Annotated in this window: 13 protein-coding genes; 9 read left to right on the plus strand and 4 right to left on the minus strand. The window is 73.9% G+C overall.

Features of this window, described 5'->3' with window-relative positions; genetic code table 11:
- Positions 1 to 22: 22 nt before the first annotated feature.
- On the plus strand, positions 23 to 1,624 hold the full coding sequence (locus WMF26_RS41260; RefSeq protein WP_437997222.1) for a serine/threonine-protein kinase: 1,602 nt from the start codon (positions 23 to 25) through the stop codon (positions 1,622 to 1,624).
- Between the two features lie 112 nt (positions 1,625 to 1,736).
- On the opposite strand, the gene WMF26_RS41265 is transcribed toward WMF26_RS41260, so the two are convergent.
- Entirely contained in the window at positions 1,737 to 3,980 is a 2,244-nt protein-coding gene (locus tag WMF26_RS41265) for a cyclic nucleotide-binding domain-containing protein (RefSeq protein WP_061623635.1), read from the minus strand.
- Between the two features lie 152 nt (positions 3,981 to 4,132).
- Between WMF26_RS41265 and WMF26_RS41270 the strand changes: the two genes are divergently transcribed.
- From WMF26_RS41270 to WMF26_RS41295, 6 genes are all read left to right on the plus strand, one after another.
- Positions 4,133 to 5,269 (plus strand): hypothetical protein, encoded by a 1,137-nt coding sequence (locus WMF26_RS41270; protein ID WP_437997223.1) that lies wholly within the window; start codon positions 4,133 to 4,135, stop codon positions 5,267 to 5,269.
- A gap of 34 nt (positions 5,270 to 5,303) precedes the next feature.
- On the plus strand, positions 5,304 to 6,296 hold the full coding sequence (locus tag WMF26_RS41275; protein WP_437997224.1) for an NAD-dependent epimerase/dehydratase family protein: 993 nt from the start codon (positions 5,304 to 5,306) through the stop codon (positions 6,294 to 6,296).
- 58 nt (positions 6,297 to 6,354) lie between these two features.
- Entirely contained in the window at positions 6,355 to 7,305 is a 951-nt protein-coding gene (locus WMF26_RS41280; protein WP_437997225.1) for a hypothetical protein, read from the plus strand.
- Entirely contained in the window at positions 7,302 to 8,462 is a 1,161-nt protein-coding gene (locus WMF26_RS41285; RefSeq protein ID WP_437997226.1) for a peptidase MA family metallohydrolase, read from the plus strand. The genes WMF26_RS41280 and WMF26_RS41285 overlap by 4 nt, the downstream gene beginning before the upstream one ends.
- Positions 8,444 to 9,283: a CPBP family glutamic-type intramembrane protease gene (locus WMF26_RS41290; RefSeq protein WP_437997227.1), complete on the plus strand. Its 840-nt coding sequence runs from the start codon at positions 8,444 to 8,446 to the stop codon at positions 9,281 to 9,283. The genes WMF26_RS41285 and WMF26_RS41290 overlap by 19 nt, the downstream gene beginning before the upstream one ends.
- 357 nt (positions 9,284 to 9,640) lie before the next feature.
- Complete coding sequence (locus tag WMF26_RS41295; RefSeq protein WP_437951609.1) at positions 9,641 to 10,435, plus strand: hypothetical protein; 795 nt, start codon at positions 9,641 to 9,643, stop codon at positions 10,433 to 10,435.
- A gap of 86 nt (positions 10,436 to 10,521) precedes the next feature.
- Here WMF26_RS41295 and WMF26_RS41300 read toward each other — a convergent pair whose 3' ends face one another.
- Positions 10,522 to 11,439, minus strand: coding sequence for a zinc metalloprotease (locus tag WMF26_RS41300; protein ID WP_437997228.1), 918 nt, complete (start codon positions 11,437 to 11,439; stop codon positions 10,522 to 10,524).
- Between the two features lie 16 nt (positions 11,440 to 11,455).
- A complete protein-coding gene (locus WMF26_RS41305; RefSeq protein ID WP_437997229.1) occupies positions 11,456 to 11,941 on the minus strand; it encodes a hypothetical protein in 486 nt (161 codons plus the stop codon).
- Between the two features lie 270 nt (positions 11,942 to 12,211).
- Between WMF26_RS41305 and WMF26_RS41310 the strand changes: the two genes are divergently transcribed.
- The gene (locus WMF26_RS41310; RefSeq protein ID WP_020740272.1) at positions 12,212 to 12,664 is read left to right on the plus strand and encodes a Fur family transcriptional regulator; all 453 of its coding nucleotides are present in this window, start codon (positions 12,212 to 12,214) and stop codon (positions 12,662 to 12,664) included.
- Positions 12,665 to 12,962: 298 nt separating this feature from the next.
- Entirely contained in the window at positions 12,963 to 14,720 is a 1,758-nt protein-coding gene (locus WMF26_RS41315; protein ID WP_437997230.1) for a permease, read from the plus strand.
- A gap of 144 nt (positions 14,721 to 14,864) precedes the next feature.
- Here the strand turns inward: WMF26_RS41315 and WMF26_RS41320 are convergent, their stop codons facing one another.
- Positions 14,865 to 15,944 (minus strand): serine/threonine-protein kinase, encoded by a 1,080-nt coding sequence (locus WMF26_RS41320; protein ID WP_437333623.1) that lies wholly within the window; start codon positions 15,942 to 15,944, stop codon positions 14,865 to 14,867.
- Between the last annotated feature and the right edge of the window lie 83 nt (positions 15,945 to 16,027).

The following is a 16,027-nucleotide window of genomic DNA, read 5'->3' on the forward strand; positions in this document are numbered from 1 at the left end:
TGTCTCAATCGAGGGCCGCAGGATGAGCTCCTCGCCCGGTCTGCTGCAGCCGAATACGCGGTTTCGCGATCGCTATCAGGTGCTGCGCGTCATCAAGGCGGGCGGCATGGGCGCCGTGTACGAGGTGATGGACGACGTCACCGCGGCGCGCCGCGCGCTCAAGGTGATGCTGCCCAGCCTCCTCGACAGCGAGGAGCTGCGCGCCCGCTTCTCCCTCGAGGCCCGCATCACCGGCATCATCGAGAGCGACCACATCGTCCGGACCTCGGACGCCGGGGTCGACGACGAGACCGGCACGCCGTTCATCGTCATGGAGCTGCTCCGCGGCGAGGAGCTCGGCAGCCTCCTCAAGAAGCGCGGCTTCCTCCCCCCCGAGGAGGTCGCGATCTACCTGTTCCAGGCCGCGCTCGCGCTCGACAAGACGCACGCGGCGAACATCGTCCACCGCGACCTCAAGCCGGACAACCTGTTCGTCACGGTCCGCGACGACGGCTCGCCGTGCGTGAAGATCCTCGACTTCGGGATCGCCAAGGTCATCGAGCAGCACCACGCCTCCACGCTGACCCGGCAGATGCTCGGCACGCCCGTGTACATGGCGCCCGAGCAGATCCGGGCCGAGCGCAACGTCGGCCCCCGCGCCGACATCTACGCGCTCGGGCACGTCGCGTACGCGCTCCTCGTCGGCGAGTCGTACTGGTCCCAGGAGGCCGAGGCGATCCCGTCGCCGTACCTGCTCGCGGCCGAGCTCCTGCGCGGGGCGATGGAGTCGCCCAGCGTTCGCGCGGCGCGCCGGCGCTCCATCACGCTGCCGAGCGCGTTCGACGGCTGGTTCTTCAAGGCCACGGCGCTCAAGCCCGAGGACCGCTTCGACCGCGCGTCCACCGCGGTGAGCGCGCTCGCCGTCGCGCTCGAGGTGCCGCTCCCGCGGGCGTCGCGCGTCGTGCTCCTGCCCGAGTCGCCGTCGCCGCGCCCGAGCCCGAGCGTGAACCCGAGCCCCACCGACCCGACGCAGCCCTCGCGGCCCGGCAAGTCGGCGGGCTTCGCCGACGTGCCGACCGTCACCGTGCCCGAGCTGTCGAAGACGCCGCCGTCGCGCCGCACCCCGCTCTCGCCCCCGTCGCCGCCGCCCACGTCGAGGGCCCCGGAGACCCGGCCGCGGCCCTCGGAGGCGCCGGGCCGGACGAGCTCCTCCGCGGGCGAGCCGTCGAGGAAGTCCGATCCCACGTCGCGGCGCGAGCGCGCCGGGCAGCGGCGGTTCCACGTCCGGGCCGACACGACGACGGGGGTCCTCCACGTGAAGGTGTGGGGGTTCTGGGACATCGACGAGGGCAAGGCGTACCTCGACGAGTTCCGCCAGAAGGCCGCGACGCTGCTCACGCTCGGGAAGCCCTGGTACGTGCTCGCCGACATCGCGGACTTCCCGCCGCAGAAGCCCGACGTGAGCCCCTATGTCGAGCAGACCATGGCGTACGCGGTCGAGCACGGCATGCGCAAGGCGGCGAACCTCGTGAACAGCGCGCTCTCGAAGATGCAGATCTCCCGCCTGTCGGCCGCCATGGGGCTGCCCGAGTACTCGTTCTTCACCGCGGAGGCCGACGCCCTCGCGTGGCTCCTGAAGGGCTGAGCGCCCCCGGGCCGGGCGCGAGGGGCCGATCGCCTCGCCGGGCGCTCGAGCCCCGCGCCAGGCCGGCTCGCGAGCGGCCGCTCGCCCGGCCGGGGCGCGAGCGGCCCCGCGCTCAGCCGAGGACGAACCGCCGGATGCGCCCGGCGAGGCTCCGCACCTTCTCCTCGGCCTCGATGTAGCGCTCGGCCGCGTCGCGCAGGTGGGCCTGGCGCGAGGCCATGAGCAGGCTGAGCTCGATCACGAGCTGCGGGCGCGCCTCGATGATCGGCTGCAGCGCCTCCTTCGTGATCTGGTAGAGCACCACCTCGTCGACGGCGCGCACCGTCGCGGTGCGCTCCTCGCCCGTGAGCAGCGCGAACTCGCCGAAGACGGCGCCCTTCTCGAGCGCCGCCACCGTCGAGTCCTGCCCGTCCGGGTGCCGCACCAGGACCTCGACCGCGCCCGACGCGACCACGAACATCGACGAGTCCCGCTGCCCCTGCAGCACGATCCGGTCGAGCGGGCCGTACTCGATCCGGCGCACCTTCGTGGCGAGCTTGCGGAGCTCGCGATCGAGCAGCGGCTTGAAGACCGGCGTCCGCCGGAGCAGCGTCATGATGTCCTCGGCGCTCGCCTCGCGCGGCGCCTTGCTCGGCTCGTCGAGCTCGATCGACGCCGCGGCCCCGTAGCCGTCGCGCCGCTGCAGCGCGGCGAGCAGCGACGGGTTCTTCTCCATGTACGCCTCGAGCAGGCTCGCGTTCCGCGGGATGCACTCGTCGCCCGTGTAATCCATGAGGCTCCGCTCGGCGGCCCAGCGGGCCACGTCGTTCATCGACTTGCGGTACTGCCGGCACGCGGCGGGGAAGATGCCGTCCTGATCGCCGAAGAGCGCGGTCAGCGCCTCGGGCATGAGGCTGAGCCCGAACAGCCGCATGTCGCCGCGCTGGTGCCAGAGCGCGAAGTCGCGCCACCGCGGGTCGAGGTGCGCGAGCTCTGGGAACGCGAGCACGCTGTTCTTGAGCACCGCCCGCTCCGCGTCGCGGAACACCCGGTGCCACGTCTCCTGCGCGTTCCACAGGTTGTTGCCGGCGAGCTCGATCGCCTTCTGCAGGTCGGCGTGGTGGGCGTGCAGGAAGGCGAGCGTGGCCTTCTGCTTGCGCATCAGGTTCGTCAGGCTCACCGGGCCCGCCGCGAAGAAGCCGGCGGCGCGCGGCGCGATGTGCCGCAGCTCCCAGACCTGCTTCCACGCCGCCACGTCGACCGCGGCGCGGATGGGCGCGAACGCCTCGCCGCGCTCGAACGCCTCGCGCTCCCCGGGCGACAGCATGTCCGGGTACTGATCCTTCACCGCCTCGAAGATGCCGACGCACGTGAGCAGCTCGAGGTAGAGCCCCACCCGGAGGAGCCACCGGGGGTCCGGGAGGTTGCGCCGGTGCTGCTCGAGGTCCTGATGGATGGCCCGCAGGTACAGGAGGGCCTTGTCCATGCCGATGGTGAGCACGGGGAACCACGGGTGATAGCCGACGTGGAGCTCGTCGATCCCGAGCGCCCGCTGCTGGATCTCCGTGTCCGCCTTGACGAGCCGGTCGAGCAGGCGCGCGTAGAGCGAGCCGAACCGGCCGGTGTCGAAGATCTCGATGTCCGTCGACTCGGAGGAGACCGTCCTGCCCGCCTCGCTGAGCTTGATCTCGACCCGGAGCTGCTGCCGGAACAGGCTCGCGAAGGTGAACGGATCGGCGCCGTCGGTGATGCGCCGCCGGAAGGACTCGGGCAGGTCGATCCAGTGATAGCCGCCGCCCGTGTCCTCGCCCGGGGGGTGCGGCACGAGGTGCCGCGCCGGGGCGATGGTGGCGACGTAGACCGTCTGGTGGAACGAGTTCCACGGCGCGGGCTCGAGCATCGGGACCGGGTAGGACGACGTCGAGACCATCTGCGGGCTGAGCGGCAGGTCGATGATGCCGGGCACGGGGCACGGTTCGCCGTCGCCGGGGCTCGCCGGGAGGAACCACGCCGACATGGTCACCTCGAACGATCGCTCGAACGGCGCGACGAACGCGTAGAGGTCGCGCAGCCGGTAGAGCAGCCACACCTCGTCGCCGAGCTCCGAGGGGTCGCCCGAGGTGTTGATGCAGCCGACGCGCTCGCTGCACCCGTGCCCCGGGTAGAGCGCCTCGTCGACCGGCCGCTTGCCCGGCTCGAACGGGATGAGCTCCAGCGACGGCGAGAGCTCGGCCGACTCTTCCTCCGGGCTCTGGCGCGCCTCGAGCTGCCGCAGGTACTGGCGGACCCGGGCGAGCTTGTCCTCCCAATCCATGCCTTCAACGCGGCTCATCAGCAGCCGCTTGAACTGCCTCTGGAACTCCTTCGGGGTCATCATGGTGCGTCCACCTGAGTTGCCGGGGGGCCGGACAGCCGCCCTCCGCGAGAGCTTACCGGCTCCGCGCGCGCCGCGCGCTGCGATCAGCGCCGGCCCGCGCCCGCGCGATCCCCTTGCGGCGCCGAGCCCCGGAAGGTACGGGCTTGCGCCGTATGGCCATCGAGATCCGCGAGCTTCGGAAGGGCGACAAGAAGGTCCTCAAGGACTTCCTCAACGTTGTCGACACGGTCTACGAGGGTGAGCCCAACTATATCCGGCCGCTCGACTTGGACATCTCCGATCGGCTCGACAAGAAGAAGAACCCGTTCTTCGAGCACGCCGAGGGCACGGCCTGGGTGGCGTACAAGGACGGCCGGCCGGCGGGGCGGATCACCGCGCAGGTCGACCACGAGCACCTCCGGGTCCACCGCGACGAGACGGGCATGTTCGGCTTCTTCGACACCATCGACGACGCCGAGACGGCGCAGGCGCTGCTCGCCGAGGCCGCGGGCTGGCTGCGCGCGCGCGGGATGAAGCGCATGCGGGGGCCCTACTCGCTCTCGATCAACGAGGAGGTCGGCTGCCTCGTCGAAGGCTTCGAGCACCCGCCGGTGCTGATGATGTCCTACCACCGGCCGCACCAGGGCCGGCTCACCGAGGGCGCGGGGCTCGAGAAGGTGAAGGACCTCTACGCGTGGCGCTACGAGGTCGGCGACATCCCCGCCCGGGCGGAGAAGGCCCACGCCGAGATCCTGGCGATGCCGGAGGTGCACACGCGCTGCGGCGATCCGAAGAACCTGCTCCGCGACATCCGCATCCTCATGGACGTCTTCAACGACGCCTGGAGCGACAACTGGGGCTTCGTCCCGATGACCGAGAAGGAGCTCGTCAAGTGGGCGGAGGACGTGCGGCTCATCCTGCTGCCCGAGCTCACGAGGCTCACGTTCATCGACGGCGAGCCGGCGGCCGTGTCGCTCGGATTGCCGGATCTCAACGAGCTGATCAAGGATTTCCACGGCAAGCTCCTCCCGACCGGGATCTTCAAGCTGCTGTGGCGGCTGCGCGTGCGCGGCCCCAAGAGCGGGCGCCTCGTCGTGCTCGGCATCCGCAAGAAGTGGCGCCACGTGCGGCGCTACGCCGGGCTCAGCGCCTTCCTCTACGTCGAGATGAACCGCTCGGCGCACCTGCTCGGCATGACGGGCGGGGAGCTCGGGTGGACGCTGGAGGACAACGCCGCCATCAACGCGGGTATCCGGCTGATGGGCGGCCGGATCTACAAGAAGTACCGGATCTACGAGCGGGCGCTGTGAGCGACAGGGGCGCGGGCGCAGGAGGAGCGGATCGATGAGGGTGCTGGTCACGGGCGCGAGCGGGTTCCTCGGCTCGCACGTCGCCGAGCAGCTCGTGCAGAAGGGCCACAGCGTGGTGGCCCTCGTGCGGCGCTCGTCGAGCACGAAGTTCCTGTCGTCGCTGCGCGGCGTCGAGCTCGCGTACGGCGCCATCGAGGACGCGGAGAGCGTCCGCCGCGCGGTCCTGGACGCGCCGGGCGTCGACGCGATCGTGCACTCGGCCGGGCTGGTCAAGGCGCGCGACGAGGCGGAGTTCTTCCGGGTCAACGTCGGCGGCACGCGGAACATGCTCGACGCCGCGAAGGCCGCGCCGTCCATGAAGCGGTTCGTGTTCGTCTCGAGCCTCGCCGCCATCGGCCCGAGCCTCGACGGGCGCCCGGTCGCCGCCGACGCGCGCCCCTCCCCGGTGACGCGCTACGGGCGCTCGAAGCTCGAGGCCGAGCGGCTGGTCCTGGCCGAGAAGGACGCGCTGCCCGTCGTCGTCCTGCGGCCCCCGATGATCTACGGCCCGCGCGATCAGGAGTCGTTCGCGTTCTTCCAGAGCGTCGCGCGCCGCTTCCTCCCGATGCTCGGCGACGGCAGGAACACGCTCAGCGTCATCTACGCCTCGGACGCGGCCGCGGCGTGCATCCGCGCGCTCGAGGCCGACGTGCCGAGCGGCCGGGCCTACTTCATCGACGACGGCGGCGTGTACGTGTGGCGCGACATGCTGGCGCACGTCGAGGCGGCGCTCGGCGCGCGGGCGCTCGTCCGCTTCGGCGTGCCGTTCTCGCTCGTGCGGGGCGCCGCGCTCGCGAGCGAGGGGCTCGGCCGCCTCACGGGCAAGCCCGTGATGCTGACGCGCGACAAGCTGAACGAGCTCGCCGCGTCGCACTGGGTCTGCGACTCGGGCGACGCCCGCCGCGAGCTCGGTTGGGAGCCGCAGGTGGGATGGGCGGAGGGGACGCGCCGGGCGGTCGCCTGGTACCGCGAGCACGGCTGGCTGTGACGTGACGCCGCGCCGCGCGCCGTTTGACGCTCGCCCGCGGCCTCCGTACGGTAAACGCATGTCCCGCTGTCCGCCGGCTGCCCCGGGCCTCGTCGCGATGGCGCTCGGCCTGGCGGCCGCGCCGGCGCTGGCCGACGCTCCGCCTGGCGGCGGGGCCGCCGCGCCGCAGGCGCCGCGCGACGGAGGCGCCGCCGCGGCGGAGGCCCCCTCGGGCGCCGCGCCGAGCGCCGTCGCGCCCCGGTCGGCCCTTCGCGGCGCCGTCGTCGTGGCGGTGGACGACGCGAGCGCCGACGCCGCTCGAGCGCTCGCGCGCGCGATCTACCGCGACCCGGCGCTGCGCCCGCCCATCGACGAGGCGGCCGCGCAGGTGCTCACCGGCGATCCGCCGCGGCCCGACGCGCCGGCCGCCGTGAAGGAGCTCGCCGAGGTGCGCCGCTCCGCCGGTCGCGCCGAGTCCGAGCCGGTCGCCCGCAGCCTGCTCGCGTCGCTCGGCGCGGGCGCGGGCGCGGCGCTCGTCGTGGCGGTGACCACGGCGCACGGCCACCCCGTGGCGCGCGTGCTCCGGGTCGCGGGCGCGAGCTACGCGCCGCTCGAGCTCGGCGCGACGGTCCAGCGCGCCGCGGGCGGCGCGGGCGCGACCGCGGACGGCGCGGCCGCCCCCGCCGACGCGACGTTCGACTGGCCCGGCGCGGGCGCGGCCGTCCGCGCGCTGCTCGCCGGCGACGAGCGCGCGGCAGGCGCGGCCGATCGCGCCGCCGCGCCGTCCGCGTCCGCCCACGCGGCGCCGCAGCGCGGCCCCGTGGGCCCTCGCGCGGGCGTCGACCTGACGGCATCCAAGGCGCCGGCCGGCGGCCAGGGCGCGCCGGCGCAGCGCTCGATGTGGAGCTCTCCCTGGTTCTGGGGTCCGCTCGCGGGCGTGGTCGCGACCGGGATCGTGGTGCTCGTGCTCGCCCAGACGGGCGACGGCGACGGCGAGACCGTGCACCTCCGGGGTCGGATCGCTCCATGACGCGCTCCGGCCGGCGCAGCTCGGCGGCGTTGGGGCTGCGGCTCACCGCGCTCCTGTGCCTCGCGCTCGGCGCCGCGCCCTCGCGCGCCGCCAGCGCCGCGCCCCGCGTCTACGACGCGCCCGCCGCGGCGGAGAGCGGCGCGGCCGCTCCCTCCGTCCCGCCGCCCCCGCCGGAGTACCTCACCCAGGATCTCGGCTGGATCGAGCTCGCCTACCACCCGTCGACCCGCGATCGCGTCCGCCCCTTGTTCGCCCGGGCCGACGCCGTCCGCGCCGAGCTCGGCGCCCTGCTCGGCCGCGAGACGCTGGCCGCTCCGGTGAAGGTCCGGATCGCCGCCTCCCCCGCCGAGCTCGACCGGCTCGTCCCTGGCGGCGTCGCGGGCCCGGCGACCGCCGTCTCCTTCGGCGCGCTGCGGCTCGCCGTCCTGAGCGACGCCCCGCGGCTCGGCGTCGACGCGCCCGATCTCGAGAGCGCCTTCCGCCACGCGCTCGCGCACCTGGCCCTCGACGAGGCGACGGGCGGCGCCCCGATCCCGCGCTGGTTCCACGAGGGGTTCGCCGCGCACGCCGCGGGCGACGGCGTCGCCGGTCGCGCGCAGCGGCTCTCCATCGCCGCGCTCCGGGGCCGCCTCCTCCCGCTCGACGAGCTCGAGGCGAGCCTCTCGGACGCCGGGGACACGGCCGGCTCGCTGGCTCACGCGCAGGCGGCCGACGTCGTCCGCTACCTCGTCGACATCGAGCGCCGGCAGCGCTTCGCGCGCGCCCTCGACGAGGTGCGCGCCGGGGCCCCGCTCGCGGCCGCGCTCGAGGTCGCGTACGCCTCCACCGGCCGCGAGCTCGAGCTCGCGTGGCGCGCCGACGTCGCGCGTCGCTACGGCTTCGTCCCGGTGCTGGCCGGCTCGCTGCTGCTGATCGCGCTGGTCGTGGCGGGCAAGCTGGCCGTACAGCGGCTCCGCGCCCGGAGGTCGCTGCCGCCGCCGGCGCCGCGCCGGCGGCTCCGCGCGGCGCGCGAGGCGGTGGAGATGCGCCACCGGTCCTCGCGCCCGTCCACGGCCCAGCTCGTAGCGACCCTGGGCGCCCGGCATCGCGGCGACGGGGACGGCGACGCGGACGTCCCGAAGGTGGAGCACAACGGCCAGTGGCACACGCTCCACTGAACGCCGCGGAGCAAGGCCGCCCCCGGCCCGGCCGCGCCCAGCCGCAGCGCCGTCGTCTGGTCGAGCTCGCGCTCGGCGCGGCCTGGCTCGTCGGCCTCGCCGCCGCCTTGCAGCTCGTCTCCGCGCTCCTGTCGTCCAGCCCGCTCGCCGCGGCGCTCGCCGGCGCCGTCGTCGCGGACCTCGTCGCGTCGCGGGCGGGCGTGCCGTGGATCGACCCGCTGGAGCCGGAGGGCCCGGGCCGCCGCGCGCGCCTCGCCCGCCGCGTCGGGCTCGGCGCGGCCCTGGGCGCCCTGGCCGTGCTGCTGACGCTCGGCGTCTCCGCGCTCCTCGGCTGGGCGACCGTCGACGCTGGCGCGCCCTCGGCGAGCTTCGGCTTCGCCGTGGCGCGCGCGATCGCGCTCGCCGTGCGCGACGAGCTCCTGCTCACCGGCATTCCGTTCGCCACCGCGGCGCGCGCCGGCATCTCGACCCGCCACGCGATCGCCTTCTCCGCCCTCGCGCACGGCGCCGCCCTCGGGCTCGCGCCGGGCGCGACCGTGTCGAGCTTCGCCCTCGCCGCGGCGCTCGGCGCGCTCGCCGCGGCGCTCTTCCTGCGCGGCCGCGGTGTGCTCGCGCCGATCGCCGCCCACGCGAGCTTCACCGCGCTCGCGGGCGCGGGCCTGCGCGGCTCCCTGCTCGACGTCACGTGGGTCGACGGCGCCCTCGCGGCGGGGACGCGGGCCTTCGGCCGGCCTGCCTGGCTCGCCGCGGCCGCGCTCGCGGCCCTGGCCGCGCTCGTCCTCCGCGCCGGCGCGCCCCGCCCTCGCCGCCCGGCGCCGTGAGCGCCCCCGCCCCGCGGACGCCGCCGGGCGTTCCCTGACGCTCGCCGCGCCGGCATGAGATGCCCCTCGCCCGCGTTGAAGCCCCGGACAGCGGCGCTGGGGGGCGCCACGCGCGTCGCGGCCGCGCGCTCGACCTCTCCCTCATCCCGCTTCCGGCGCCCGGCGCGCCAACGTCCGCCGAACCGACACCGACAGTTCACAGCAGCGTGCGAGGACGCGCCGCGCGCCGCGAAACCTGTGGTGCGCGCTGCGCACCATCCCACAGCGCCTCACCCCCCGGACACGGCTATGTCATATTCCAGCGCACCGCGTCAAATGCACGTTGACGCGACGCCTTCGAGGCATCAACGATCGGATATGCATTGGAAGGGAATCCGTCAGATTGCGCCGGTGACGCTGCTCGTCCTCGCGTCGACGGGCTGCGGCATGGCGACGATGGTCGACACGAACACGCGCTCCATCCAGGCGACCACCGAGGAGATGCGGCGCACGCGGTCGACGATCGAAGATTCGAATCGGACGCTGCGGGACTCGCAGCAGAGCCTCGATCGGCTGGCCGAGCTGCGCCAGCCGATGGAGAAGGTCGCCGAGATGCAGGAGGCGATGGATCGGCTGGCCGAGCTCAAGGGGTCGATGGACGCGATGCAGCAGAGCCTGCGGCAGACCGCGAGCCTCGAGCAGTCGATGGACCGGCTGAGCGAGATGAAGGCGACGATCGCGGCGATGAACGAGAGCCTCGCGGGCATCCGCGCCCCGCTCGAGGACGTCGCCGCCCTGAACGCGCCGATGCGCGACGTCGCCGCCCTGAACGCGCCGATGCGCGACGTCGCCGGGCTGCGGCAGCCGATGGAGCAGGTCGCGACGCTGCGCGAGCCGATGAAGGAGGTGAGCAAGCTGTCGGCGCCGATGGAGGAGATGAGCCAGCTCGGCAGCGACGCCTCGCGCCAGACCGGCCTCATCGCCGCCGGCCTGCTCGGCTGGGGTCTCGTGACGTTCCTCGGCGTCTACTTCGGTGTCCAGGCCGGCACCCGCCGCCAGCAGCGCATCGCGCAGGGCGACGACGGCGAGAGCGCGCCCCAGGCCAAGCCCGCGCCTCGCGTCCTCCCCGAGAGCCAGCGCTTCGAGGGCCGGGCGCAGGTCAAGTCGGCGTGATCGTCCTCTGACGATCGCGCCTCGCCAGCCGGCGAGCGGCGGAGCTCTCCGCCTCTCGCCGGCTGCGCTCTCACATCATCTCCCGTTCAACGATACGCGTCCCAGAGCGCCGACATGCGGGCAGCCTGACCCGCCGTGAACGAGTTCATGCAGTAATCGTCGGTGTAATCCATGAAGTTCGTGATCGGGTCGACACCACCGCCCCCGCAGGTGTCCCGGCCCATGGGGCAGCCATACGAGGCGCTGCGCTCAGCCGGCGTGTCGTCGACCTCGTCACCCTTCTTGGTGCTGCAGCCGCCCTGGAACGTGTGGTAGAGGCCGAGCCAGTGTCCGACCTCATGCGTCCCCGTATCTCCCTCGTTGTACGGCGCCGCGCTGCCGCCCGGCAACGAGGAGTACAGGATGACGACGCCGTCGTCGCTCGGCTTAGCCGAGTAGTCCGAGGGGAACGTCGCCCAGCCGAGTAGACCGCCGCCCAGGTTGGCGGTGTACAGGTTGAGGTGGTCGGGACCACCCTTACGGAGCGCCCTCTTGGCTTGCCGTTCTGCCGTGGAGCCGAGCGACATGGTGTACCATTCCGCCTTGGTGGTCCGGTCGACCGACTCCAGAACGAAGCTGAAGCGCGTGGTCGCGTAAGCCTCGTTGAGCACCCTGATCTGTTCGTTGATCATGGAATCGGGCACGTCGCCGTTCCGTAGACCCGTTCCCTTGTTGATGACGTGGAAGTGCACGGGGATCTGGACCGGCCCTTCCACGGTGAATCCGGCCGCCACCCGGCTGCGGACGAACTGATCGACCGCATCCCTCTCAGCCTCGCTCAGCTCGACGGTCGCGCAGCTGCGCCGGAGGGGAGCCGGCGCGGCCTCCACCTGCTCGGGCTCGGCGTCGACGACCGCCGGCGCTTCCTGCTCCGCCGGGGCGGCGGGCTCGCCGTTGCACGCGGCGGCACTCAAGGCAGCGATCAAGACTAAGGCAAGTACCTCCGCACGCGTCCGAGCTCGCATGGACATTCTCCTTGGTTCAGGCCCCGCAAAGGAAGCAGGAATATATATCCGCGATGACAATCAGTTCAATTCCAAAAGGGCTGATTTCACGCACGACGACAAGGTGAGATTCCACGTCTTGGTCGCCTTGCGTCATCTCGCCGAACGCCAGAGGATCCGTCGAGCGCGCACCCCCCCATGACGCGGCGCAACGATACGCGCAGAGCGACACCTCGGCTGCTCCAACATGGAGCGATCGCTCCATTATGGAGCACGCGCCGAGATCGGCGCTCTCCAGAAGTGACCCTCGAGTCGAGACCAGACGCGACGACCGGGACGATGGCGGCTCCGCCTGTTCCATGTCCTCTGCGTATTCGGCAGCAGGCTCGGGGAGCTCACCCAGGTTTCGAAAAGCCTTCTGAGGAACACCGCGCCGCGGCTCATCCGCCTTGCCTGTGCAGTTTGAGCCACGCTCGAATCGAGGCCCCACGAGGTTGTCCAACTCGCCATCTGCCATCTTCATCGATCTCGGACCCACGGCCGCGCTCGCTGTGCCGGCTCGCCCCGGGCTGCGCGGCGCACGCGCGGCCGCGGCCGCGGCCGCGGCGGGAGAGGGCGCGGTCGCCGGTCTGGTGGTCCCTCGGCGGCGGCCTCGCCGAGCACGGGCGCGGCGGGGCGAGCCGCGCGGCGGTCGGGCGATCTCACTCGCCCCTGCGGCCGGCCCGGGGCGCGCGTCCGGTGAGCTCCGTGCATCCTGATTGCAGTACTGTCCTGGCGACGGTAGATGTCTCGCATGGCGCGTACGAAAGCAGGTCAGTCCGCGGAGCAGCTCCGCGAGCAGATCCGGGCGACCGGCCTACGAGCCACCTCGCCGCGCATCGCCGTGCTGCAGAGCCTCGGCCGCTCGCGGACGCCCGTGAGCCACGCCGAGCTCGCGGCCGAGCTCGCTCCCAAGGGGTGGGATCGCGCCACCATCTACCGGAACCTGATCGATCTCACGAATGCGGGGCTCGTGCGCCGCACCGACATGGGCGACCACCTGTGGCGGTTCGAGCTGCGCGAGGGCAGCGGTGAGCACGCGAAGGACGAGCACCCCCACTTCATGTGCGACACGTGCGGAGATGTGCTCTGCCTCCCCGACGAGAGCATCGAGATCAAGGCGGCGCGCGGTGCGCCCCGCGCGCTGCGCCGCAAGGGTCTCCAGATCCAGATCAAGGGTCGCTGCGACCGGTGCGTGCAGCCCTGAGCCGGCGCGCGGGCTCGCGCGGCGGCCCTGAGCCGCGGGCCCGCCTGAGCCGCGCGTCGGTCTGAGCCGCGGGCCGGCCTGAGCCGCCGCGTCGATCCGAGCCGCGCGTCGGTCCGAGCCGGAGCCAGCGGAGCCGCGCGGCAGCCCTGAGCTCGGGCCTGCCGGAGCCGCGTGGCGAGCCCGACGATCGCGAAAAGGCGCCGCCTCGCGGGGGGGCGCGGCGGCTGTTTGCAGCTCGATTGCAACATCAATTTGATGTTGATTGGGGTCCGTCGCTCGGGCATAGCGCCAAGCGCCCATGCTCGCGCTCGTCGTCGCCCTGTCGATCGTCGGCCTCGCCACCGGGCCGCTCCTCGTGGCGCTCGGCCGGCGCAGGGCGCTGCCGACGTCGGCGCTCGACGGGCTGACGCTCGGGCTCGTCCCCACCCTGGTCCTCGCGCGCCACCTCCCGCACGCCGTCGAGGAGATCGGGCCGCAGGCGGTCCTCTGGACGGCGCTCGGGTACTTCGCGCTCTCGCTCACGGAGCACCGGCGGCGCGACACCGGCGAGGTCCTGGGCCGGGAGATCGCGTTCTCGGCGCTCGCCGTCCACGGTCTGCTCGACGGCGCCGGGCTCGCGCTGGCCGCGGCCGCGGCCGACGGCGGCGCAGACGGGCTGCTCATCGCGAGCGCCGTGCTCGTGCATCGGCTCCCCGAGGGGCTCTCGCTCGCGGCGCGCTTCCTGCCCGCCTGGGGGTGGCGGCAGCTCGCCCTGCGCCTCGGTCTCCTCGGGTTGCTGACGCTGCTCGGCGCCCTCCTCGGGCAGCGCCTCATGGACGGCCTCCCGCACGCGTCGCTCGAGGTGTTCATCGCCCTCGGCCTCGGCGTCCTCCTGCGGCTCGTCGTCCACACGCACGAGGCGCCGCCCCGGAGCCAGACGGCGCGGGCCGCGAGCGCCGTCGCCTTCGTCTCGGGGCTCTGCGCCGCGCTCGCGCTCCCCGGTGAGGAGAGCGTCTTCACGCACGCGCACGGGCCCGAGCCGTCGATCGCCGGGTCGCTGGGCTCGCTGTTCGTCGCGACCGCGCCCGCGATGCTCGCGGGGCTCGCCGCGGCGGGGCTCCTGCGCGCGCTCCTCCCGCATCGCGCGACCAGACGGCCGCGCGGCGGCCCTCCGGTCGCCGCGATGCTCTCCCTCGCCGCGCTCGCGCCGGCGCTCGACGTGGGCGGCGCGCTGATGTCGCTGCAGCTGCTCGGCCTGCCGTTCACCGCGGCGCGCGTCGCGGGCAGCGCCCTCCTCGCAGTGCTGCTCGCGCGCCTCGTCGCCAGGGCGGCCGGCGCTCCCGGCGCGGCGCCGCGCAGCAGCGCGCCGCCCGCCGTCGCGGGCGCCGCCGCGTCGCTGGGCGCGCGGCTCCGCGCCGCCGCCGCCGAGGCCGCCGGTCCGGCGCTCGATCGCGTGGCCGCGTGGTACGTCGTCGGCCTCGCGCTCGCCGCCGCGCTCGAGGCGACGCTCGATCCGGCCGCTGCGCGCGCGCTCGGCGCGCCGGCCGGCGTCGTGGTGAGCGCCCTCATCGCGGCGCCCGTCTACGTGTGCGCGCAGGGCGCGACGCCGCTCGCCGCGGTGATGGTCCACAAGGGGCTCTCGGTCGGCGCGGCGCTCGCGCTCCTCGTGGTGGGGCCCTCGACCAGCGCCGCGGCGCTCGCCGCGCTGAAGCGGTCGCTCGGCGCGCGCGCCGCCGCCGCCTTCGCGCTCGCCAGCGTCGCCCTCGCCGTCGCGATGGGCCTCGCCGCGAACGCGCTCGTCCCCGCCGCCGCGGTCCCTGAGCTCCACGGCCTCGCGGCCCGCGAGCACGCCCCCGTCGCGTGGATCTGCGCGGCGGCGCTCGGCGCGCTGCTGCTCTCGAGCTTCGCGCGGCTCGGGCCTCGCGCGTGGTTCGGCGGCATGCTCGGCGAGGGCGACGCGCCTGCGCCCGGGCCGGCGGAGCCGCACGCGCCCGATGCGCACGCGCATCGCTGCGACGCGCTGGGCGACCGCCGCGCGCACGCGCCCGCCGCGAGCACGAGCGCGCCGCGCCTCTGACGTCGAGCGCGCGACCCTTCGCTCCACGAGACGCCGCCCGACGCCCGCCGCCGGCGCGCGCGCGGGCCGCTCGCCGCCGTCCACCGGCCCGCGCGCGGGATCGCGCCGCTCGCGGTGGCAGGGGGCCGCGGCCGAGGGCGCCGCTCAGCGGGTCCAGTACCTGCCGAGGAGCACGAGCACCATCGCCCAGAACACGACGCCGAGCCCCGCCGCGACGAGCATGGCCGGCGGAAGCCGCCTGCCGTGCTGCACGAGCCGCCCCAGCGTCCCGGCGGCGCCGCCGCCGCGCATCGCGGCGCTCTCCGGCGCGAGGGTGTCGCCCAGCACGACGTCCGAGGCGCGCCGCCCCCGCCGCCCCCGGAAGCGCGCGGCGCGCAGCTCGCGGAGCAAGGCCTCGAGCTCCTTCGCGAGCACGCCCGCCGAGGCGACCCGCTCGTCGCGCTCGCGCCGGAGGCAGGCGTCGACGATGTGGCAGAGGCGCGGCGGGAGCCCAGGCCGGCGCGAGGCGATCGGATCGCAGTCCTTGCTCAGGATGCGGACCATGAGCGCGTTGTAGTTCGGCGCCTGGTGCGGGAGCGTCCCTGTCAGCGCCTCGTACATGACGACGCCCAGCGACCAGATGTCGGCGCGGCCGTCGAGGTCCTCGCGCCCCGCGGCCTGCTCCGGCGACATGTACGCCGGCGATCCGACGACGCAGCCCGTATGGGTCAGCGAGAAGTTGTGCTCTCTCTCCAGCACCTTGCTGATCCCGAAGTCGAGGATCTTCCCCACGAGCTCGCCCAGGTGATTCCTGTGCACGTAGATGTTCGCGGGCTTGAGATCGCGGTGGATGATCCCCTGCTGGTGCGCCATGTCGAGCGCCCGCGCGAGGCCGATGAAGATCTCGACGAGCGTCTCCGGCTCGATCGTGTGCTCGCGGCGCAGCCACTCGTCGAGCCCCTCGCCGACGAGCAGCTCGAACACGAGGAACGGCGAGCCGTCCTCGGCCTGACCGAGGTCGAGGATCTCGACGATGCTGGGGCTCCGCACGCGCCCGCTCGCCTTCGCCTCGTTGAAGAACCGCTGGAGCGCGACGGCGTCCTCGGCCACCTCGGGGCGCATCACCTTGAGCGCCACGTCGCGATCGATGAGCTCGTTCTTCGCGGCCCACACCGACCCGCTGGCGCCTCGGCCCAGGAGCTTCACGAGCCGGTAGCGAGACTGGATGAGATCGCCGGGGTTCACTGCTGCGCCGAGGTGTCTCCGGGGAAGCTCCGGGAGGGGGATGCCTTACCCCCGACCCACATCGGAGACGGGCCGGAGGATAA

The organism is Sorangium sp. So ce185, from assembly GCF_051526825.1.
In the GTDB taxonomy this organism is placed as follows: domain Bacteria; phylum Myxococcota_A; class Polyangia; order Polyangiales; family Polyangiaceae; genus Sorangium; species Sorangium cellulosum_D.

What these genes read in the sequence shown, in the direction of transcription:
- WMF26_RS41310 (WP_020740272.1), top strand. Translation starts at nt 12,212, where the DNA reads ATGGCGCGTACGAAAGCAGGTCAGTCCGCGGAGCAGCTCCGCGAGCAG.
- WMF26_RS41295 (WP_437951609.1), top strand. Translation starts at nt 9,641, where the DNA reads ATGCATTGGAAGGGAATCCGTCAGATTGCGCCGGTGACGCTGCTCGTC.
- WMF26_RS41285 (WP_437997226.1), top strand. Translation starts at nt 7,302, where the DNA reads ATGACGCGCTCCGGCCGGCGCAGCTCGGCGGCGTTGGGGCTGCGGCTC.
- WMF26_RS41300 (WP_437997228.1), bottom strand. Translation starts at nt 11,439, where the DNA reads ATGCGAGCTCGGACGCGTGCGGAGGTACTTGCCTTAGTCTTGATCGCT.
- WMF26_RS41265 (WP_061623635.1), bottom strand. Translation starts at nt 3,980, where the DNA reads ATGATGACCCCGAAGGAGTTCCAGAGGCAGTTCAAGCGGCTGCTGATG.
- WMF26_RS41315 (WP_437997230.1), top strand. Translation starts at nt 12,963, where the DNA reads ATGCTCGCGCTCGTCGTCGCCCTGTCGATCGTCGGCCTCGCCACCGGG.
- WMF26_RS41280 (WP_437997225.1), top strand. Translation starts at nt 6,355, where the DNA reads ATGTCCCGCTGTCCGCCGGCTGCCCCGGGCCTCGTCGCGATGGCGCTC.
- WMF26_RS41305 (WP_437997229.1), bottom strand. Translation starts at nt 11,941, where the DNA reads ATGAAGATGGCAGATGGCGAGTTGGACAACCTCGTGGGGCCTCGATTC.
- WMF26_RS41270 (WP_437997223.1), top strand. Translation starts at nt 4,133, where the DNA reads ATGGCCATCGAGATCCGCGAGCTTCGGAAGGGCGACAAGAAGGTCCTC.
- WMF26_RS41275 (WP_437997224.1), top strand. Translation starts at nt 5,304, where the DNA reads ATGAGGGTGCTGGTCACGGGCGCGAGCGGGTTCCTCGGCTCGCACGTC.
- WMF26_RS41260 (WP_437997222.1), top strand. Translation starts at nt 23, where the DNA reads ATGAGCTCCTCGCCCGGTCTGCTGCAGCCGAATACGCGGTTTCGCGAT.